Annotated in this window: 16 protein-coding genes and 1 tRNA gene; 6 read left to right on the forward strand and 11 right to left on the reverse strand. The window is 40.9% G+C overall.

All coding sequences use genetic code 11. From position 1 onward, the window contains the following. Positions 1–75: 75 nt before the first annotated feature. The 4 genes from B3Q63_RS07540 to uvrB form a co-directional block, all read right to left on the reverse strand. The gene (locus tag B3Q63_RS07540; protein WP_296175423.1) at positions 76–465 is read right to left on the reverse strand and encodes a hypothetical protein; all 390 of its coding nucleotides are present in this window, start codon (positions 463–465) and stop codon (positions 76–78) included. Between the two features lie 349 nt (positions 466–814). Continuing rightward, complete coding sequence (locus tag B3Q63_RS07545) at positions 815–1,900, reverse strand: pyridoxal phosphate-dependent aminotransferase (RefSeq protein WP_296175424.1); 1,086 nt, start codon at positions 1,898–1,900, stop codon at positions 815–817. 207 nt (positions 1,901–2,107) lie between these two features. Continuing rightward, positions 2,108–3,583, reverse strand: coding sequence for an AbiH family protein (locus B3Q63_RS07550; protein ID WP_296175426.1), 1,476 nt, complete (start codon positions 3,581–3,583; stop codon positions 2,108–2,110). A gap of 90 nt (positions 3,584–3,673) precedes the next feature. After that, the gene (gene uvrB / locus B3Q63_RS07555) at positions 3,674–5,785 is read right to left on the reverse strand and encodes an excinuclease ABC subunit UvrB (protein WP_296175428.1); all 2,112 of its coding nucleotides are present in this window, start codon (positions 5,783–5,785) and stop codon (positions 3,674–3,676) included. Positions 5,786–6,322: 537 nt separating this feature from the next. Between uvrB and dps the strand changes: the two genes are divergently transcribed. Further along, the gene (dps, locus tag B3Q63_RS07560; protein WP_193031191.1) at positions 6,323–6,805 is read left to right on the forward strand and encodes a DNA starvation/stationary phase protection protein Dps; all 483 of its coding nucleotides are present in this window, start codon (positions 6,323–6,325) and stop codon (positions 6,803–6,805) included. A 144-nt stretch (positions 6,806–6,949) separates the two neighbouring features. On the opposite strand, the gene B3Q63_RS07565 is transcribed toward dps, so the two are convergent. From B3Q63_RS07565 to B3Q63_RS07575, 3 genes are all read right to left on the reverse strand, one after another. Beyond that, positions 6,950–7,639: a DUF2059 domain-containing protein gene (locus tag B3Q63_RS07565; protein WP_296175432.1), complete on the reverse strand. Its 690-nt coding sequence runs from the start codon at positions 7,637–7,639 to the stop codon at positions 6,950–6,952. 90 nt (positions 7,640–7,729) lie between these two features. Then, positions 7,730–8,818 carry a cation diffusion facilitator family transporter gene (locus B3Q63_RS07570; protein ID WP_296175434.1) on the reverse strand — a complete coding sequence of 363 codons (1,089 nt, stop codon included), beginning with the start codon at positions 8,816–8,818 and terminating at the stop codon, positions 7,730–7,732. 301 nt (positions 8,819–9,119) lie between these two features. Further along, positions 9,120–9,662 (reverse strand): acyl-CoA thioesterase, encoded by a 543-nt coding sequence (locus B3Q63_RS07575; protein WP_201562794.1) that lies wholly within the window; start codon positions 9,660–9,662, stop codon positions 9,120–9,122. Positions 9,663–10,021: 359 nt separating this feature from the next. On the opposite strand from B3Q63_RS07575, the gene B3Q63_RS07580 reads away from it, so the two are divergent. Beyond that, a tRNA-Asn gene (locus B3Q63_RS07580) sits at positions 10,022–10,097 on the forward strand. Positions 10,098–10,298: 201 nt separating this feature from the next. Here the strand turns inward: B3Q63_RS07580 and icmH are convergent. From icmH to B3Q63_RS07600, 4 genes are all read right to left on the reverse strand, one after another. After that, positions 10,299–11,111 (reverse strand): type IVB secretion system protein IcmH/DotU, encoded by an 813-nt coding sequence (icmH, locus tag B3Q63_RS07585; protein ID WP_296175437.1) that lies wholly within the window; start codon positions 11,109–11,111, stop codon positions 10,299–10,301. A gap of 92 nt (positions 11,112–11,203) precedes the next feature. After that, positions 11,204–12,550 (reverse strand): type VI secretion system baseplate subunit TssK, encoded by a 1,347-nt coding sequence (tssK, locus tag B3Q63_RS07590; protein WP_296175439.1) that lies wholly within the window; start codon positions 12,548–12,550, stop codon positions 11,204–11,206. 9 nt (positions 12,551–12,559) lie between these two features. After that, entirely contained in the window at positions 12,560–13,201 is a 642-nt protein-coding gene (locus B3Q63_RS07595) for a hypothetical protein (RefSeq protein ID WP_296175440.1), read from the reverse strand. A gap of 117 nt (positions 13,202–13,318) precedes the next feature. Further along, positions 13,319–14,161 (reverse strand): M15 family metallopeptidase, encoded by an 843-nt coding sequence (locus tag B3Q63_RS07600; RefSeq protein WP_296175442.1) that lies wholly within the window; start codon positions 14,159–14,161, stop codon positions 13,319–13,321. A 711-nt stretch (positions 14,162–14,872) separates the two neighbouring features. Here B3Q63_RS07600 and B3Q63_RS07605 point away from each other — a divergent pair. The 4 genes from B3Q63_RS07605 (at position 14,873) to B3Q63_RS07620 (ending at position 22,445) form a co-directional block, all read left to right on the forward strand. After that, entirely contained in the window at positions 14,873–16,405 is a 1,533-nt protein-coding gene (locus tag B3Q63_RS07605) for a hypothetical protein (protein WP_296175444.1), read from the forward strand. 91 nt (positions 16,406–16,496) lie between these two features. Further along, complete coding sequence (gene tssM, locus B3Q63_RS07610) at positions 16,497–20,531, forward strand: type VI secretion system membrane subunit TssM (RefSeq protein ID WP_296175446.1); 4,035 nt, start codon at positions 16,497–16,499, stop codon at positions 20,529–20,531. Next, the gene (locus B3Q63_RS07615) at positions 20,528–21,553 is read left to right on the forward strand and encodes a TagF domain-containing protein (protein ID WP_296175448.1); all 1,026 of its coding nucleotides are present in this window, start codon (positions 20,528–20,530) and stop codon (positions 21,551–21,553) included. Before tssM ends, B3Q63_RS07615 begins: the two co-directional genes overlap by 4 nt. A gap of 64 nt (positions 21,554–21,617) precedes the next feature. Further along, the gene (locus B3Q63_RS07620; RefSeq protein WP_296175450.1) at positions 21,618–22,445 is read left to right on the forward strand and encodes an OmpA family protein; all 828 of its coding nucleotides are present in this window, start codon (positions 21,618–21,620) and stop codon (positions 22,443–22,445) included. The last annotated feature ends 99 nt before the right edge of the window (positions 22,446–22,544 follow it).

Below are 22,544 nucleotides of genomic sequence, written 5' to 3' on the forward strand. Positions count from 1 at the left end.
AAAAGCCTAACTGAATATATTTTATTTATTCTTTATAAAGCCATAATTCTAAATAGCCGTTAAACAGCCACTAAATTAAAAGGCGCTATCCTCTTTAATAATGGTTGACGTTGACGTTGGCAGTTGCGGCGTCTTTATAGGCAACACTCTATGATGAAAGTATTTGGATTTTCCGTCTAGGACTTTATTCACCGCTTTAACCAAATCACGAATAATGTCATCGTATATCCCATGACTTAACTCCTTTTCAAACGGCGTATAAGGGTGCTTGCGCGCCGCTGAACTAACTTCCGTCACCCCTTGCTTAGTATAAAAAATATCAACGCGACCATCACTATTTAACACACAGTTTAATTTACCCCCTTCGAGTGCCATCTCTATGCGCTCAGGCATAAATATATAATCATCTACATCAATAAGCTTTTTTTCTACCTCGCGCTTTAACAACGCTTTTATATCGAACATTTCTATATCCCTAGCATTTACAAAATTATAATTATGATGAAGTATCCATTAGCAGACCTAGTTTTTAACTTTCACCAGCCTTTAGTTATTAGTTAATTGGCTTTTAGTTACTGGTCTTTTAGCCAATTGGCTAATAGGTCATGCTTTGTTTACTTAGACTATAAGAGGTAGTGCTATTTTTTAAGACCGGATATGTAAAGCTGCGTTTGCTGTTGGTAAAAAATGCTGCTCATTTTAGCGACAGGATATAAAATTCATTAGAAAAAATAAAATTAGAAAAATAAAAAAGGAAAGCTGCCGTCTAAGCCGCTTTCCTTTTTGGTGAATTAAAACATACGATTTAGCTTATTCAGACCCAGCCTTGCTTCCGAAATAATTGCAACGTGTCAATAACGACCGTCATCTCTTCGGGTGTCCCAAGGGTAATACGGTTGAAACCTGGAATAGAAGGAAACTCACGACCGACCGCGATGCCATGCTCTTTCATTCTATCTATGTATGTTTGCACATCACCCTTTACTTCATAAAACATAAAATTGGTCTGCGAGGGCAAATAACGCAGTCCTAGCTCATCGAGCGCCGTCTCCATCATTTGCCTTGCTTGATTGGTGGTTTGCAAACTGTGCGCCAAAAACGCCTCATCTTCGAGCGTTGCGATTGCAGCAACCGCACCTGATACATTGATATTATCCGTAGACATTAAAGACCCAATCTCTGCAATAATCTGCGGATGTCCAATCGCGTAGCCAACGCGCAAACCTGCAAGGCCAAATAGCTTTGAGAAGGTACGAACGACAATCAAATTATCTGATAGCCCTTGCTTTATCCACTCAACGCCACTCTCAAAACTTGGGTCTGTGACATACCCAAAGTAGGCTTCATCCAATAAGAAATAGTGGTTTTTTGGCGCATTTTTTATCCAAGCTTTGAGCGTATGCGTCGCGGTAATGATGGCCGTTGGATTGTTAGGATTGCACAGATAAAACAGGCTCATACCGTCAAATTCAGCCGCAGCTTTTTGTAGGTTGTCGAAATCTAAATCATAGTTATCGCGAGTTAATGGTACTTTGACCACTGGCACGCCTAGAGAGTGTGCATACAACTCTGCACAGCCAAAGGTTGGGTCTGGAATGACTAGCTGAAATCCTTTATCTGTCTTTAAGGCTTTGTCATACAGCATTTGCACGACAGCCCTGATACTCTCGATTGAACCATTGCCCAATAAGACCTGCTTTTCAGGTACGCCGTTGATTTCGGCTACTTTGCTCAGCAGTTGAGCGCGCGGCTTATCGGGATAACGAGCAGCGCCATCTAAAGCACTGAGGATGGCTGCTTTGGCAGAGTCTGACATGCCTAAGGAGTTTTCATTGAAGTCTAATCTGAGTAATTCATTAGTTTTAATTTCATTGGTTTTATTATGGGTACTGGTATGCATGATAGATAGTCCGCCTAAGTCGTCCGTGAGTAATAAAGCGCATGCAGCTGCTTAATATCATCTTAAGTGGCATTTGGTATAATTACAAGTTATCTAACGGCAAATTATTCGTTATCAATTTTAATGGGTAAAGCTCTTTCTTTTAGTCCTAATATATACCTCTAAAATATAAGACGTAAGTTACAAGATAATGCACTCAATCTATGATCATTCAGCTTTTTTATTCTCTGCATAAATATCAGGTGCGGCTTCAAATACTAGCCAGCGTTTTTTCATCCAACGCTCTACAACTTCCTTAGAAACAATGTGAATCAAGTTAGCTAACGGTTCATGAGGATCATTTTGGAAACACCAAACTTTTAATTTCACATTGGGTGACTTTTCATCAGTATTCATCTCAAAAACCGCTTTGATATACTCTGCATCTGAATCAGCTAAAGAGTGACCCCAAAAGATAATTTCATAAGGCATATCATTTAGGGACTGACCTAGTACACGCTTGATATTTAGGTCTTCATGGTCAAGGAACTGATAGTCAGTATCATTAATTAACTTTTGATGAGTTTTGACAAACCCGTATACTTTATATTTTCTAAGGCGCTCATCGTCCAAATCACTTATACCTAATACAATCTTACGACTGTTAGTACTACCGTGAACATATTGAACCTTATCGATGCTCAATAATTTAACATCGGGATACAAACGTTCAAATGAGTTAGAGTAATTGAAAGTAAATATTGCTTGTAAATTTTCATTCAAGTCACCAAACCTTATGAACTCACTTATTGGCTTAAGCTTATTTACTACTAGCCTAATATACATTTTAAAAACGTCATTAAAGCCATCTAAATGACTCAGGATTTGTCTCAATACTTTATTACCTTCAAACTCTAAATATTTATCTGAGTACTTTTTTAAAAAATTTGTATCTATAACATTTCTAAACGATTTTTTAGCAACTCTTCTATCGTATGATAAATCACGTTCTTGCAGACCTTCAAATTCTTCTTCAAGAACTTCATTATATTGAATAGTGCTTGCTCCGAAACCATTCGGATTATGTACATCTTCAGCTTTATAATACATATTAGATATAAGCTGAAAATTAATTAGCGTATTTTGTATAAACATCTTTTGTAATTTAAAATTATCAAAAAATACTTGATTCACTTGGCGATAATTGCTGGCTAGTACATCTGTATGTTTTATAGTCAAATTACGACTATTACTCGTATTCGGAAGAGATATTTGGAATCTATCTGAAAAATACCCGATGGTTCTATCATCAAAACTCATTTCAAATAAATCACATGTTTTCACTAGTAAACTTTCTATCTCATTCTCAAAATCAATCCACGTATCTACATCGCTCAAATGATGCTTAAAATGCTGAAACCAACCGTTATTTTTTAACTTTATTTGCAAATCCTTCACAGTATCAATTGATAACCTCAAGTCACCTGTTTTATACAATTCCTTAGTCTTGCTAAAAAACTTCTCGTCTCTATCGGAACATTCACCTGCGATATATTTCTGAAATAAATCATCAAACCCAAGCTCTTTTTCTTCTTTGCAAGATTCGACAGCCATCATAGCATCCATGAAATGCACATAAGCAGTTGGTAGATAATGTGCTAAATCAAAGCCATTACCCAATACAAATATTCTTTTAGTATCCAATTTTTTAGTTTCCTTTTCATCATCCAAAAATAAGGCGAGCTAACTATCCGTTAACCCGCCCTATTATTTTTATATTCTAAACCTTACCATCTAAATCAAATGCGCCTTTAATTCGAGCACTTTATCACGCGTTTTTGCCGCTTCTTCAAATTTTAAATCCCGTGACATTTGCTGCATCTGCTTCTCTAAACGCTTAATTTCTTTGGCGAGCAAATCAGGACTACGTAAAATACTGATATCAACATCAGGCAGATTACTCTTGATAGGAATCACCTGATTGTCATTGGCATTCTGATCTTCGCCCGTATCAATTTTATCGGTGATACTACGGCGCGCGCCTTTTGGCGTAATGTTATGCTCAAGGTTAAAGGCGACTTGTTTTTCGCGGCGACGGTCGGTTTCTTCAATCGCACGCTCCATACTGGGTGTGATGCGATCAGCGTAGAGAATAGCCTTGCCATTAATATGACGCGCAGCACGACCGATAGTCTGAATCAGCGCACGCTCAGAACGCAAAAAGCCTTCTTTATCCGCATCGAATATCGCCACTAACGACACCTCTGGCATATCAAGCCCTTCACGCAAGAGGTTAATACCAACCAGCACATCATGCACACCAGTACGCAGCTCATGAATAATCTGCATACGCTCAACCGTATCAATATCCGAGTGCAAATACGCGACTTTGACATCGTACTCTTTTAGATAACTGGTCAAATCCTCTGACATACGCTTGGTCAAAGTGGTAATCAATACGCGCTCGTCTTTTTCACGGCGTTTGGTAATCTCTGATAGCACATCATCAACTTGGGTCAATACCGGACGAATCTCAATCTCAGGGTCAATCAAACCGGTTGGACGCACGACTTGCTCAACCACCTGCTCGCTATGCTCAAGCTCATATTGTGCCGGCGTGGCACTGACATAAATAGTCTTTGGCTTAATACGTTCCCACTCTTCAAACTTCATCGGGCGGTTATTCATCGCACTTGGTAAACGAAAGCCGTAATTGACAAGGTTTTCTTTACGCGACCTATCACCTTTATACATCGCACCGATTTGCGATACCGTCACATGCGACTCATCGAGGAATAACAACGCATCTTCTGGAATATAATCAAACAACGTCGGCGGCGCTTCTCCCGATGGACGACCAGAGAGATGCTGCGAATAGTTTTCGATACCGTTACAGTAGCCAAGCTGCTGAATCATCTCAAGATCGTACTGGGTACGCTCTTTCAGACGCTGCGCTTCAACCAATTTATTATTTTCACGGAAATACTCAAGACGCGGCTCAAGCTCCGCGCGAATCGTATGGCTCGCCGCTTCTAGTTTATTACGTGGGGTCACATAATGCGATTTTGGATAAATGGTAATACGCGGCACACTACGCACAGTTTTTCCCGTTAAAGGGTCAAACCAAGTGATTTTCTCCACTTCATCATCAAATAAATGCACACGTACCGCCAGCTGCTCAGACTCAGCAGGATAGATATCGAGTAACTCACCGCGCAAGCGATACGTACCACGCCCAAAGTCCAGCTCGTTGCGCGTATATTGCATTTCAACCAAGCGCTTAATCGTAGCAGTACGGTCGATTTTATCGCCAACGACGACATGCAAGAGCATTTTTAGATAACTTTCCGGATCACCCAAGCCATAGATGCACGATACCGACGCGACGATAATCGCATCACGACGCTCTAATAAAGCACGCGTGGCTGACAGACGCATTTGGTCAATATGGTCGTTAATGGCGCTGTCTTTTTCGATAAAGGTATCACTAGCGGCGACATAAGCTTCTGGCTGATAATAGTCATAATAGCTGACAAAATACTCGACCGCATTGTTCGGAAAGAACGCTTTAAACTCACCATAAAGCTGCGCGGCAAGCGTTTTATTGTGCGCCATAATAATGGTTGGACGTTGGCATTCCGAGATGACCTTTGCCATGGTATACGTCTTACCAGAACCCGTCACACCGAGTAATAGCTGCTCATCCATGCCAGAATTGATACCTTTGACTAACTTTTTAATCGCTTGCGGTTGGTCGCCTGCTGGCTCAAATTCGGTGACCATCTCAAAAGCGCGGCTCGATATTTGCGTCCCAGACGCATTGACACCACTAATTTCAGCTTCGCCCTGGAGCTGAGTGGCCAATTGGTTTAACTGACGCGACGAGCGCGGTTCAGGCATTCGCATAATGGTTTTCTTCCTGATTTTTATAAAAGCTTATAAGAGCTTAGGTTTATAACAATATGGGGGCTAAACTACAGTTTTTAAAGGATAATATCTGGGTTTATCCTTTAACGGTCATGCTATCTAAAAGCCAAAGTGAAGAGTCAAGTCAGCCCAGTGTAAATAAGCAAATAACATCCAAGACAGAAGCATTAAGCTGAGTATTTCTAGAATACTGCCTGCACTATAAGTATGCTTTATTTATAAAAAACGCACAGAGCGACGGCTAAATTTACAAAGCTTTTCACGATTAACAAACTCATTACACGACCACTCAATAAAGCCTAACGCGCAAGGGTTCTATAGAGAATTTAAGCTGCTATCATCGGTAGTGAATTAAGTAAGTAGCAGCATATAAGCAGCAATACGATTAGTAAATATTGATTTGGCTAGTCAGCATTTAATGAATAGCCATTTAGAAAAACATTAATAACAATTTATTCATTAACAGCTTATCTACTAACGATATAAATTCAGTAAAATAATACAATGGAGAAAAATATGAGAGAACGTTACGCAAGTGGTATCGATGATAAAACAGCTAAAAAAATGGTCGATTTATTGAATGCCAACTTGGCAAATTTGATTGACCTAAGTATGGATAGCAAACAGTGCCATTGGAACTTGCAAGGTACTGGCTTTATCGGGGTGCATCAGCTATTAGATGACACTTATGAGCGCTTAACAGAAGCTTATGATACGGTTGCTGAACGCATTGTTATCCTTGGTGGTAAAGCCAATGGTATCTCTAAGCGTGTCGTTGAGGACTCTATTTTAGAGACTTACCCGACTGATATTACAGCAGTGGATGAGCATGTGCGCGAGCTTACCAACCGCTATAAAACCATTGCCGCTTCATTGCGCGAAGGGATTGATGTTGCTAGCGATGCGGGCGATGAGGATACCGCCGACTTATTGACTGAAGTTAGCCGTATTGTCGATAAAGACGCTTGGTTTATCGGTGCCAATGCGCCAAAGAAATAAGCATTTTATAGAAAAATGAAATATTATAATAAGTTATAGAAATAGAAAGGTCACTTTGAGAGTGACCTTTTTTATGTGTGCCAGTTTTATACAGTCATTTGATATAAAAGCGGTACGTTTAACTCAGATTTTAAAATAACAGGTTTAAAAAACACCTTTAATAATCTGCTTCATTTGCGGCAACAGCTCGCCTAGTTGTGCTTCGGTTGCACTGGTATCTTCAGGCAATGATTGCTGTAAAAAGGCAGCGGTAATTTGTGGTTGCTTGGCAAGGATACTTTGACCCATTTCAGTGTCGTAAAATTTAATTTGGGCATCAACTTCCGCTTGCGTATAGTAAGTCTTCGCTGCGCTGATATAAGCTTGGGTCAAGGTTTGTGCGTCTGTCGCATCGCCTATTCCATTACTCATAATCTTCGCATATTGACCTAAAACACTTTGGATTTCCTCTTGTAGCTGACGTTGACGCTTGTTTAACGACTTATCATTTATCTGCTGGCTGCCCTTTTGAACCTGATTTTGCGTTTGTATATTGATGGCATCGATAGCCGCCTGTTGGCCGTTGACGATAGATTGGATTTGCTCGTCAATATGCATCACCTGCATCAGCTTAATGATAGATACATCGGTCGGTGCTTGTTTATTATTATGCTGATTGGCAATCTTATTGACGTCCTTATTAACTGTATTGGGCTCGCTATGGATAATCAATTCTGCATTGGCATTTGCGATAGGAGCTGACATAAGCGTTACCACAACCAAGCTAAGTAACGGATTTATAATGGTAGTACGCTGGCGTGATTTTTTTATCGTAGCGTTATTAAAACGTTTCATATTAAGCTCTCATTATTATAGTTTTAAGTAGTATGGCTAGCAGTTTTCAGTTATTAATGTTCAGTGAGCAAATGAACGCTTTAAACAGTATCAGCTATTTGGTAAGCGTAAAATCTCAGCATTAGGCACTGACAACGTTATAATAGCTTCTTGAAATAGCGGCTTGGCACGGAACTGATTTTCAATATCTTCAAATTTTTGTGCGATTTGCTGCTCTTTTTGGTTACCGGCGATGTCTACTGCGGCGACCATAAATATTTTTTTGGGTCCAACCCATTCTAAGTGTAAATAAGAGACACTATCGATATCAGGATGATTTAATAGCTCAGTTAATATGTAGTCATGCATTGTTTCTGAGACTTTATAGCCAACCAAAAAGTCGCGATTACGATTGATTAAAAAGATGGCGACCATACCCAATAAGATACCAACCACAATCGACCCAAGCGCATCCCAAAACGGCTGTCCCGTATACGCATGCATACCCATCGCCGCCGCAGCGACCACCAAGCCAATAACCGCGGCTAAATCCTCAAAGAAGACACCGCGCAACGTTGGGTTTGAGGTATCAACAACATAACCAAGGGCGCTGACATTGATGGCCTCGCCATGCTTTTTACTTTGCAAATAAGCTTGCGTCAGCGAGAATCCTTCTAGCACAAAAGCCACTGCTAAGATAATAAAGCCGATGGTATAGTTGGTTTCGGTCTCGGGCGCGTTCCATTCGGTAATACCGGTATAAATGGAGACAATAGAACCTGCCATAAAAACGCCAAAGGCAGCAATCATCGACCACACATACGCCTCTTTACCATAGCCTAATGGATGGCTCCTATCGGCAGGCTTAACCGCTTTTTTCTCGGCCACAATCAGCAACGTGCCATTACCTGCATCTGCCCACGAATGCGCCGACTCCGCTATCATAGAAGCTGAACCAGTCATGAATGCCGCAACCGTTTTAGCAATCGCAATAATCAGATTTGCCCCAACCGCAATCAGCACAGTGAGTAATGAGGAAGATTTTTTTTCATCCTCCTTTTTATCAGCATTGGTTGCAGGGTTAGAGGAAGTATTTGTAGCATCAAAGGGCGCACCATCAACACCGCGCGCACGACCAGCTTGCGGTGTTGATAGCTCTGTAGAATGGGATTCTGATGACTTTGCAGGTTTTGAACTCATGTGAGTCTCGGTCAATGGTCTATGTAATGGGTTAAAGCAGTCAAATAAAACAGTCGAATCATAAGTATGAATGGTTGTACCTGTTTATTTACCTGCCTTGTTTACCATTAAATTTAACCAAAAACCTAACCTTGGTCAGTAAGGTTTTCGTGAGACTTTGTTTAAGTATTGATGGTCTTAATAGCTTTAAAGGTTTGGGAGTGTCCCATTTTACGAACGCCCTACTAGATATGGGGATGCTAAGAAAGCTTGCCAGCCACGCTTTTTCGATGACATGGTTTATCTGTCATGTGATTAGAGTTTAGCTCTTACTATCTGAATTATCGCCAATCATCTTATTAATATCGCAGCTAGGACGATGCGAGACTTCCATACGCAAGTTTTTACGCGCTAAGCCGGCATCAAAACGACATTGCTGCATCTCATTTTTAATCTCAAGCGCAGGGACCGGCGTTGGCTTACCGTTATCATCAATCGCCACCATGGTAAAATAGCAGCTATTGGTATGGCGAATCGTACGGGCGCGCACGTCTTCTGCTTCCACACGGATACCCACTTCCATGGAAGTTCTACCGACATAGTTGACACTTGCTGCAAAGGTAACCAGCTCACCGACATAAATAGGCTCACGAAACATCACTTGATCGACCGATAGCGTCACAACGTAACTACCACTATAGCGACTCGCGCAAGCATAAGCGACTTGATCGAGCATCTTGAGCAAATCACCACCATGCACATTGCCTATAAAGTTTGCCATATCTGGCGTCATCAGTACCGACATATACAATTCATGGTTTAAAGGGGCGCTTTTGGCAGTGGAGCTGGTATTGTATTGCGACATAATATTCCTTACCGTTATCAGAGACCTATCTATTTTGAATGTCCGTTATACAGTAGCCTCGGATAAATCGCAAATAAATGCATATTAGAGGATATTATTTATGAAAAGTTAATGATTCAGCATAGTATTGGCTTGTTACTTTATTTATAGGCATATAGATTTTATTGATATCTCAATTGACAATTTTTAGCTAAAACCCTTGTAAAAGGACTTATCTAGCAAGTAAAAGAACAATATTTGCTAAATATGCAAAAAAAGCTTGACGTATTTTTTATCTTTGCTAGAATACGCCCCACTTAGCAAGAACTCGTTAGAAACTTTCTAAGCTCGCAGTAAGCCATTAAACACTTACCGCTTATTCTCCAATAGCTCAGTTGGTAGAGCAACGGACTGTTAATCCGTGTGTCCCTGGTTCGAGCCCAGGTTGGAGAGCCATATTTTAGTAGTAAATTTTTTGAGTCATCTTTGATTCGATTATGGCATTTGCCAAGACCCTCATCACTTTGATGGGGGTTTTTTTATGGCTGTTGTTTTTGTAAGTGACTTATTATCTAAAGATAACAATTGCTAATAATGAGGGCACATCCTCAAATCAATCAATAGTTATCTAAATAATCATCTAAATGAGGACAAGCTTTAGGGTAAGAAGATTGAGATATGGGCCTGCTCTTTATTTTCTTGAATAACATGGTTATATGCTGACAGCTGATTATCTGCAAAGCTATTGGTAAAGTGCCACATGGTTGCAAATATCACACTTAGTAACACTGCCATCACTGCAAGAATCACCCAAAGCGGCGTTTCACTGGTGAGCTTATGCTTAATTTGATCAGGAATTGCCCAAAACGGCGAAAATTCGTTTTTATTACCACGTAAGTGTTCGATTTCATCGCCCAAGCGTGAGATAAGATAGCGAATCTTTTCAGGGGCCTCTAGGCGATACTTTCCTTGAAATCCTAGCAACATCGCATAGTGATAAACTTCTAATGCCGCTAAACGCTTCTCTCCTTGTTCGCGCAGTCCATCTAAGCGCTCAAAAAACTCATTACCAGCGATTTGTGAGCCAAACAAATCTAACTGCAGAGGATTTAGCTCCCATGCATCTTTTAGAGTCTGAAATTCTGACTCTTGTGACGTCATGATGGTTTCATCAATCAACGCACAATACGCGTACTTTGCTTCATGGATGTCTTCTGATAAAAAGCCTTTTTTACGAGCGTTCATTTCAAACTTGTCTAAAAAATCATAGATTTTTTGACGAAAATGGCGAGGTTCAGTGCTGAAATAATGATTGCGTAATAAAAACACCAAGTAAAAACCATCATACATAGTATCAACCAGCGACTGACTGCTGATACGTCTATTAAGTCCTGCGGTTGAAACTTTTGAGGCAACTTCGCCTGAATCTAACAAAGAAGGTGCTGAACCCATTGAATTATTCCCGAACATGATTGTTCCTAATACATATTATTTTTAAAGTCCGCTTAAAAAAATCATTTAAAAAAAGCGACTTCAAAACCATTTAAAAATGCCTAAAAAAACTACTGTACGATAGCCATCAACTCAATTTTTAAATCATCAAAACCATTTGGTACATAAATACAGATGGATTCAGATCTAATCATCTCGTCATACAGCTCGCCTACTGGCTCAATAGTGAAATAACTAAAGCCCGGTCTGACAGGAATAGCACTTGGCACTTGCGAGACATGTGAAATCGGCGAGCCCGGTAGCGCAGATAGGACACGTTTCTCCACAGCATCTGGCGTCGCAATTTTAAAGCGTCTTGGCACCAAATCTATCAACTCATGCATTGGTAGCGATGAGCTAACAGATAAATATAGCTGCGAGTTACGCGTGATTTTGTCACTGCTCAGGTCGCCCATGTAGTATGAGTGTTTGTTTTGACGTAAAGGAATGGAGATAAAATTACTGGCAATAACGGTATTGAGTAGCTCACGGATGATGCCAATGATACTGGTAAACGAATCATTGATATTATTATGGTGATAATGCGGTAAGTCGCCTACCTTATATAATGAGCTGAAAGTCGCCAATTGACTGGCAACATTTAGGAGTGCTTCATACAGCCGTTCTGGGTGTAATTTCGCATTATTGTATAAATGACTCAATTGTGAATAAGCCGTATTTAAAGTATGTAATAACCAAAAAGATGCGATATCCGATGAACGAAATTCTAACAAATCATTATTAGACTGGCGATGGTGATCATAGAGCGAGCTTGACTTAGTATTAATCATCGTCATCAAGCGATAGAGCTGATTGAGTAGCGCAGAATTGCTCATAATATGGACGCTAGGCACTATATAGTCTTCATCTAACTGATAGATACCTTGCGTACTGCGCGTCAGCTTAGCAATCAAGATAGAAAGCGTATCTTGACTTGGTACTTGCGCTGTATGGCTCAATTGCACGCTTGGTGATAGCTTTAGAATATCAATAACGGCTTCTGCACCCTGAGTATATAAATCATGGGATTCGATACTATCTCTTATATAACGGGCGGGATTATCGCTATGCTCTGTCTGTATATTACTGCCACTACCCTGAACAATCTCTAGACTTAAAAATACATACACCTCATCGCCGTTATCTTGGCTATCCAACCTCACCGCTTTAGGCAGCGCATCCGTACGCGGTGCTTGATATATCGTGCCATCGGGCAAGACTGCATAGATGCTTTCAAAGCTTAAGATATTACTTTCTAGAAGCTGGCTATCGATTTGCACATCAGCGATACCATAAGCGTAAGGATGCACGAGCACCATACTGAGCGCGCGCTGCGAGTTATGATAAGTGTCTTGAATCTGAAAATGCTGAGGTCTTAAAAATAAACCTTCGCCCCATAATACTCTGTTTTTACTCAAGACCATCTCCTACGCGCAACCAACCAGTGGCTGTTGATAATATTTAAGTTTAATAGCAAAAATGGGTGCCAATTCTGGGATGATGCCTTCTTTGATATTCACATCACATGCACCTACATTCAAGGTTAACGGCTTTTCAAAGTCGATACTACTGATAGGAATCAATAGCTGTGAGCGCTTCTTGGTGTATCTTAGCCCCACTTTAATAGCAATAAAGCGCGCCTCGTGCGGAACATTCAGTTTCAGCGCTGTTTGACGACTGGGAATGACACTCACCTCTTTAGTCGCCATCTCTAGCAGTTCTGAAAACTGGCTCTCATCTTCTAAGAAGGCGATATGAGCAATACTGGCGGTGCCTTGCTTTTGACGACCCGCATTTGCATCGGCGCTCGGAAGTATCTGTAAGCTAATAGTTTGACGTTTTAACTGCGTTTGTAACGCTTGCTGTTCTGCATTCATCGCACTGAGCTGTTGCTGCTGCTGCTCAAGTTGAGCTTTAAGCTTTTCTAAATCAGTATTAGTGCTCATGTTCGCATTAACATCGACAATTTTCTTACCTATACTTCCCTCATAAAGCTGCTTATCAGATTGATAATTGTCTACTAATGCAGTTGGCTGATTAGGTTTTAATGTTTGGTTTAATTGACTCATTCCATCACTACCGCAACCAACCAACCCTATACTTAATAGACAAAAAGATATTGCTTTCAATGAAAAATCTACCATACAATTGCCCATATATAAAATTATAATAATCATTGATAGCCATTATTGGCTGGTTAAAATCTCAGCCATTTGAGGGCGACCGAGCACCCCAGGTTTACGTAGCTCAACATGCCCTAAATCCATCATGCGCCAGTCACCACCCCATACTAGCCCTGCCGATTTTGCCACTTTACCATATAACTTATAGCCCTGCATCGCCCATGGATCTTTTTCGGTAATGACAATCTTACCGTTTCGAATAAAAGCACTATCTCCTGCTAGACCAAACTGATGGTAACTCTTATAAGAGCCTGCCTTCGTCACGTGCGACCCTTGCTTCAATAATTTTGCTTGTCGACCAGGACTACGATACCCCTCTAGCAACACCATATCATAGCCATATTGTTCACTCATAACCTTATAAACAGTCAACATTCGCTGAACGAATTCAGAATTCATTTTATTCCAATTACGGTCAGCATTCTTGATATTAATATGACCGTTTGTGATATGTGAGGCCAATATATCGCCTGAGTAGCCAGTAGTATGATCTTGAACACTTAAATCCGATAGATCAGGCTCAGGTAACATAAGCGGTCTCGTTGACGATGCATCACTTGCCGTTTCAGGCCAATAGCCTGCTTCCATTTGAGTAGCTTGATAACTGGCAATCTCCGCTTCAAGCTCAGCAAACAGCTCTGCTGGTGGTGATGGCGGTGGGCGCAGCTGCTCCCCGATTAATAATTGATTGATTTGTGCGTTGGCGGTGGTTGGTGCATCACTTTGAGTGCGATAAACCTCAAGGGAGTTATGCGTCACTAGGAAATAACAAAGCACTGTCGTTGCTACGATGACTAAGATGGATAAAGTTGGTATTACCGCCGCACTGACATTCAATACTTTCATGTTCGATGATTTAATATTCAAAAATCTAAGCTCAATCTTAGGTCTAATATTAGTTATTACTTGGGGCTTGAGTACAAAGTATCTGGCTTTTAGCATCCATAAGTACTGAAAAGCGTTATCAGCTTTTTGATAAACACGACCATATAGCTGACGATCAAATAGCATGACTATCACTACAATAGAAATAAGCGTAAATATCGTGGTTATCAGATAGATCATAAGATTAAATACATCACTACATCAGACTCTTAAAACACGCAATAAGCAGAAAAACATACCTAATATCCATTATTGACTGCTTATTTCCAGCAAAACTGCTCGCTATTATATAGCTAAAAACATGGTTTTTCCTAAAATAACCAGACTTAATTATAGTATTTTATAATATGCTTAAAAACTGACTAGAAACCATATGTCAAAAATAAAAACAAACCAAAGTAGATAAATATAGTAGCCATAGTGAGTAAAATATCATAAACTGCCTCTCATCTATTTGTTCGACCAGAGGTATCGTAAGTGCATTCCAGAAAACTATTAAGCTATGCAATATATACCTCTAGCGTTGTGCTTCTTGTTTACTTACTAATGACTTGGATGTATTTTAAAGACAATACCTTACAGCTTACTACCCCTAGGCTATTGCTTTGGTTTATCATTCTGCCAGCATCTTTGTTTGGTTTTATATTGATAATTAGACGACATCGAAAAAACTTGGACAATAGAAAAACTGAAATAACGCTTATCACTGACAAAGAAATAGAAAAAGAGCCTATAGAATCCTATCAATTGTTTATCAATGCTAGTATTTGCATACCGGAGGGAAGTAGTTGGTCTGAGATAGTAGACAACAAGGACGACCTTACTGTCTTAAGTGAAGACTTATCTGACTTCGATGGTTTACCGATTCTAGTCAAACCTATAGAGAGTGTGATAACTGAGCAATATCCTTTATATCATTATCAAGATAGCAGTAATTTTGCCAGCCATGAGCTTGAAGTCGATGCCGATGCCGATGCCGATGCCGACAATTATGCCAGTTATGACGAATCAGATACCTACGACGATGAGGAAGAGCGACCGCAATCTTCAGATGAGTTGACCTTGCGTTTGTGTGCCTTGGTTAGTGAGCAGCTGCTACTGAGCAATGATTTCCTCTCGCTACTCGCCCAACATTTCGCTTATCTTGAACAAGATGATGATGAGCCAAATTCAGCCATTCATATTCATCCTGATTGGCAGCCGCATTATATCGCAGGTGCTAATAACAGTAATAACAGCAGTGAAACGAATGATGAAGAATCACGTAATGACTTGCCTGCCCAAACCCTATCTCAGCTGTCTATTTATTTGTGTATACCAAGCCTCGCTGACACTGATTTTCTGCTACGTTTTATCAAACAGCAGTTAGCCGATTATGGTATAGCAGAATCGTTACTGGCGATCACTATGATTTTTGCTGACGATGAATCCTATCAGCCGCTCGACTTTATCGATGAACATCTTATTACACTCGCTAAAGCGGCTGTCCCTAAAACTTGTTTACTGATGAATGTAGACTGCCAAATTTATGAAGCATGGTTGGAGTCGTCGCTATATGAAACTGCGCTCGATAATACGATACCAACCGAAGCGGGAACCTTGTTATTTTTTTCTAATAAAGCTGCTCATGAAGCTCTTAATTTAGAAAGTGATAGCTATTTTTTATTGACTAAGATTCCTAACCATACTCTTAGTCAGACAGATAATACTGTAAATACTGACTCCAACTCTTCTCAGTCTAATACTTCACAGCTCGAGACTCGCCAGCACTACGCGAAAAATCTACAAAAGATAAAGCACTTATTACTAAATGGTACGTCGGCTACAGCGCCCGTTGACAAACGTAAAATGAAAACCATAGAAAGCCAAAATCTTGAGCTTATTGCTAATACATCAACCATCAAAGCCATAACCTCTAAAAACAAAATAAACGCTATAACAGATATTAATCCATTAAAGCAGCCTTATGACTTGTCTTTATTTATGACATTTATCGACTCATTAGTAGAGAAAGACATACTAGTAAACGAGCATCATTTAGGGCATTATATGCCATCAAACGTATGGTTAAAGACACTTATAAGCTTATCCTTATTGGTTTCCCAAGCTAATTCAGACGAACAAGAGTCAGGACTATCCTTTTTAATAACCAAACATAAGCACGACTGTATATTATGGCTACAAAATTCTTCTAAAGCGTCTTAGGCATATTTTTATTCGTTGCCTGACATCATAGTCACCGTTTACCCTGACCCGATAACCCCCTATTATTTCAAGATTACATTAGGTAGCAAGTATGTTTGCAAGATTTTTCCATCTTATTTACCACCCGAGAGTGTTATTAATCTTAGGGGTTATCGTCGCTTTGGTCTTACTTTACGATTATATGCCGCTTAAAACCTTCATCGTCATTCTTAGTATTGCCGTAACTACTGCTCTGCTTGCTACCTTAGGTTACTATTTTTGGAAAAAACGCAGACTTGCCTCGGCAGAACTGGCCAATTTAGTAGAAGACAATGGCGATGAGCATAATAAAGACACTATCGCTAAAGATGAAAATGCACAAGAAGTGCAAGCATTACGTCAGCAAATGCAAGACGCCATTAAAACCATTCGTAAATCGAAAATCGGTGATCAAACCGGTAAAGCAGCGTTATATGAGCTGCCATGGTATATGGTCATCGGCAATCCAGCAGCCGGTAAAAGCTCGGCAGTGCTGCACTCTGGGTTAAAGTTTCCATTTATGGAGCAAACCAACAAGCTGTCAGTCAAAGGCGTGGGTGGTACGCGTAATTGCGATTGGTTTTTTTCTACTGAAGGGATTCTACTTGATACCGCAGGGCGTTATTCTGCTTATGAAGACGACCGTTCAGAATGGCTGTCATTCTTAAACCTACTGAAAAAGAACCGCCCCAAGGCCCCTATTAATGGCATTATCATTGCCGTTAGCATCGCAGAATTGACTAAAAATGAGCCTAGCTATGCGCTGGATTTGGCTAAAAACTTACGAAGTCGTGTGCAGGATTTGACCGAACAATTAGAAGTTTATGCCCCTGTTTATGTGGTATTTACCAAGATGGATCTGGTATCAGGATTTCGTGATTTCTTTCATGATTATGAGCAAGAAGATCGCGGGCAAGTATGGGGGGCGACCATTCCTTATCCAGAAGACCCCGACAACATCAATATTACAGATGTTTTTGAAGAGCATTTTGGCGTATTGGTAAATGGTCTAAAAGACTTAAGCACGACCAAACTGTCGTTACGCCATCAGCGTACTGTCTCACCCAGTTTGATGACATTTCCAATGGAATTTCAGTCATTGCGTCCTATGATAAGAACGCTCATGCACGCTCTGTTTGAAGACAATCCTTTTCAATTTAAGCCTATATTGCGTGGCTTTTATTTCACCAGTGCGCTACAAGAAGGTCAAGTTAGCAGTCAAATGACGCTACAAATGGTACAAAATTTTGATTTGCAGCCACCAGCCGTTCCCCTTAATTCTCAGCAAACAAACGCAGATAAGCCTTATTTTTTAAATGATCTTTTTTCCAAGGTTATCTTAAAAGACAAACATTTGGTTAAGCAGCACAAGAACCGTGATAAACGTAGTCATCGCGCCCTTGCAACCTTAGCATCGGTCGTGGTGCTCTGTGCGGCGGCTGGGCTATGGACATGGTCATATGCCAATAATAAACAGCTGACTGAACGGGTAGCAGCAGATTTACAACAAGTTGCTCAAATCCAAAAAAATTCAAACGGTGATTTGCAGTCACAACTGGAGTCACTCAGTATTTTACAAAGTCGCATAGAGCAGCTTGAAGAGTACGAAAATGGTCACCCTCTCTCGTTAAGTTTTGGCTTATATCAAGGCGACAAGCTCAAAGAAAAACTTTTATCAGAATACTACAACGGTATTGGCATCATTGTCTTAGCGCCTACCAAACAAAATATAGAAAAATTCCTCACTGAGGTCAATGCCAATACGGCACAACTATCGGTTAAAGAGCCAGAGGCGCAAGAAAGTGAGTCTGCAACTGGCAATACTGATACCTATATCCAATCAGATCCTACCGATGTTGAAGATGCTTACAATGCGCTCAAAGCCTATTTGATGCTGAGCAATCACGATCATTTAGAAACCAGCCATTTGAGCGATCAGATGACGCGCTTTTGGCGTACTTGGCTTGAAGCCAATCGCGCAGATATGCCACGCGATAAAATGATTCGACAAGCCGAGCGGATTTTAAGTTTTAGCTTGGCTCATATTAATGACCCAAGCTTTCCTTTGATTCAAAACGACTTAGGGTTGATTGATAAAACCCGTATGAATTTATCTAAAGTCAGTAAGGGCCAGCCTGCACGTGAGCGTGTTTATTCCGAGATAAAAATGCGCTCATCAGCACGTTTTCCAGCAGTGACCGTGGCACAGATTACTCAAAATACAGGCAACGAAGCATTATTAGGCAGCTATGTGGTTTCTGGCACCTTTACCAAGCAAGCATGGGAATCCTTTATCAGTGATGAAATCGATAAAGCGGCGACCAATAAAATGGTAGCTGACGATTGGGTATTGGCAACCAGTAGCCAAAATGACTTGACCTTGACCGGTAGTCCTGAACAAATACGCCAATATTTGGTCAGTCGGTATAAGCAAGAATATATCAGCGAATGGAAACGGTTTTTATCACAAGTCTATATTCGTGACAGTAAAGGCTTTGACGATCATGCGGTACTATTAAATCAGCTGTCCAATGCTACAGAATCTCCCTTAAAGACTTTATTTGAAACCGTTGATCGCCAGACCCAATGGGATAATAAATCTACAAGCTCGTCCTCAGCTGATGGCGCGCAATCTCGGCGCTCATTTGTAACTTGGTTTAAGCAAACTATTCTTCGTCAAAGCCCAGCGGAGCTCCGTCAGGCCGAAGCCATGATGGGTAATAACCAATCGAGCCCTAATGCTACTGTGATACCCGCAAGTTCAGGCTTGATTGCGCAAGAATTTTCCGCTATTCACAATTTGGTCACACCAAGAGAAGACAACCAAAACCTGTCTTTATTGGATAATTATTTGGCAAGCTTGGGTCATATTAGAACCCGCTTTAATAATATCGCTCGTAGTGATGATATTGGTCCCGATGCATTGTTGTTTGCCTCACAGACTTTAAGCCCAGAAGGCTCAGAGCTTACCAAGTCTTTACAGATACTAGATGAACAGATACTCAGTCAAGCCAACTCTGAGATGAAGCAATTGGTACGCCCATTATTGAGTGAGTCCCTTACGCGCTCATTTAATATGCTTTTAAAGCCTACCAAAGATGAGATTAATAAAGTTTGGCAAGCACAAGTATATAAGCCTTTTCTTGACAATTTGGGCAATAAATATCCGTTTACTGCCAATGCCAATTTAGAAGCCACGCCTGCTGAGATTGGGCAGTTCTTTGGCGAGGATGGCTATGTAGCAAAATTCGTCAATGAAACCTTGTCGCCCTTTATCATTCGCCGCGGTGATCAGATATCTAGTAAAATTTGGAATGGCGCAGGTTTGGGACTCAGTCCGAAGTTTGTGGCTGATTTTGGTCGCTACTTCGTCAATTATACTGGTGGTAATGGCAGTGGTACGGCAGGCGCCGCAGGTGCTAATGGGGCCTCAAATCAAACCACCTTTCAGATTATGCCATTGCCGGTCAGTGGCTTAACAGAATATACCATCGTCGTTGATGGTCAGCAGCTGCGTTATCGCATGGGCACCCAAGCGTGGACGACATTTGTATGGCCAAACCCTAGTAGCCAGCCAGGTGCCAGTATTAGAGCCAAGGATTATGATGGCAAAGACTATACTGTCTTTGAAGAGGCTGGCAGCTTTGGGGTAGAGCGTCTTATCAATAGTGCGCGGCGCACCGAGCTTGGTGACAACATCTTTGAGATGGCATGGTCAGGTGATGGTATCACTATCTCCGTACGCTTTAGGATTATCAGTGGCAATAGCAGCACCGCCAGTCAAGGTCGCTCAAGCAATCCTTTTACTGGTATGAAACTGCCTAACGAAGTGATTGGTCTGGGTGTTACACGTACCGCAAAGCCTACAACGGCAGCATCCAATAGTGGTAATACCAATGAGCGTGATGCAAACGCTCAAAACCAACCCTCGAGTAGCTCGCCACGCACAAACACCACACCGCAAAATCCGAATGCTAATGAACGTGCGGCTAATGGTGTAGCTACCTCTGCAAATACAAGCAATGATGATGCCAATGAAGCGTCTCATTTAAATACTCCTGCTAGCGATGCTAATGCCAGCTCTGAGCCGCAGGAGCAAAACCCATGACTTCTGAATCATTACCATTGGTATATTTCGGCAAGCTACCAGCACGTGGAGACTTTATTCGTGCGCGCAGTCATATCAACGAAACCAATGATATAGACACTTGGGTCAGTCAGGCATTGACGGCATCTGAATATTTATTACCGAAAGCCTTATTGCCAAAAGATGCATTAACTGAGCATTCATTAGAAACAAATCCTTTAAAAAATGGCGCTATAAAAGAAAACACAGCGCTATATTTCAGTCACATCGATACTACGGCTAATAAAATCGTCACAGGTGTCCTGATACCCAGTCACGATAGCAATCAACGCCGCTACCCCTTAATTGGCTTTGGTCTGATGTATCACGATAAACCCAAAAGTTGGATGAATTATGTGCCGATTAAATCTCTGTCTTTATGGGACGATGTATATGACGCCTTAATTAACGCTAAGTCTCAAACTGACACTGCCAAAGTAATGGAAGATTTAAATAATTGCTCACTGACTATCGATCAAAATGCCAGTACCCACTATTACAACTTCATTAATACGACCACCCTACAAGATATCGCAGGCTTAATGGGTATCGATAAAGCGCATTTAATACAACAAATCATTGCCACTGGTTTATTATTTTTACCAACTTATTCTAAAGGCTTTCATGGCCTAAACAAATCTATAAGCTGGACGCTGCCCGCTGAAAGAGCCCCTGCTATATATATGGCGACCTTTTGGCATGACCTGATTCATGGGTTTTATCAGCCTCATCAATTACAGCTTAATACCTATCTTTATCGAACCTCTGCGCATTACCAGCTGTTATTGAGCTTTACCGAACCAGATAGCCAGCTACTTTCTCAACTATTAACGCATAAGAACATCTTACCTGCTGACTGGGTCTCGATTGGGGATAGTGGTTGGACACAAAGCTATATCGATGAGGACATTGGTTTGACTCGATTCAACAAAATATTATTGCAAGACGATCTGTATTTGTATGACACCAGACAATTATTTAAGCAAATATTTTTAGCACAATAAAGCTTATTGTCTATTTTTCCTATTTATACACCTGATAAACATTGAAGTAAAAAAGGGTACTGCCATGCTAACTCGTTTCTCAATCAAGAATTCTAGGCTAATAGGAAGTAGAAAAAACCTATTATTGGCAGCAATCACTACCTTATCTATGAGCGCGATGGTCTTTGCTGCTCAAGATACCCTACATAACGACCAAGATGTGCCTGTGGTCATAAAAGGCGTCGTTGCCACGAGTTCAGATAAGCAGCAGCTTCTTGATAAGCTCAAGGCTCAGTACCCTGATAAACCCGTTAGAGATGAAATTGAGGTGCGCTCAAATATCAACATACCGACCAATTGGCAGCAAGTAGCCACTGCCATTATTGATAGCGACATTGCCAATATACGCCAAGGTCGGATAGACATTCATGGTACGACTATTAGCCTACATGGCAAGGTCAGCAGCCTTGAACAAAAACAAGCTATCCAAAACCGTATTCATACGCGTTTGACCGATCTTTATCAATTAGAAAATCAGCTGGTTGTCACTCAAGGCGAACAACAGCTCATAGATGAGACCCTAGGCAATCGTATCGTTGAGTTTGAATCAGGAAGTGCCAACTTAACCCCAATGGGTCTTGGTATCCTAGATGATATGGCAGGGGTATTACAGCGGGTCGGCGATAAACCCGTAACTATCACCGGACATACAGACAATGTCGGTAATTCTGGTGGCAATTTAACACTATCTAATCAGCGTGCAGAAGCGGTGAAACAGTATCTCATCGGTCGCAATATCGATGCTGCTCGCCTGAGTACGACTGGCAAGGGGGATTTAGACCCTATTGCTAGCAATGATAATGAAGAAGGACGCACGCGTAATCGGCGTATCGAATTTACCCTTGCTGAGTAACCTTTATTTACTAGTAACCATTATCAGTAATAACTGATCCAGAATGATAAAACCCGGCGCTTTATGCGCTTCATAGCACTGCTTTACATTGCTTAATAA

Origin of the sequence: Psychrobacter sp. UBA2769, from assembly GCF_002352555.1 — a bacterium.
In the GTDB taxonomy this organism is placed as follows: Bacteria; Pseudomonadota; Gammaproteobacteria; order Pseudomonadales; family Moraxellaceae; genus Psychrobacter; species Psychrobacter maritimus.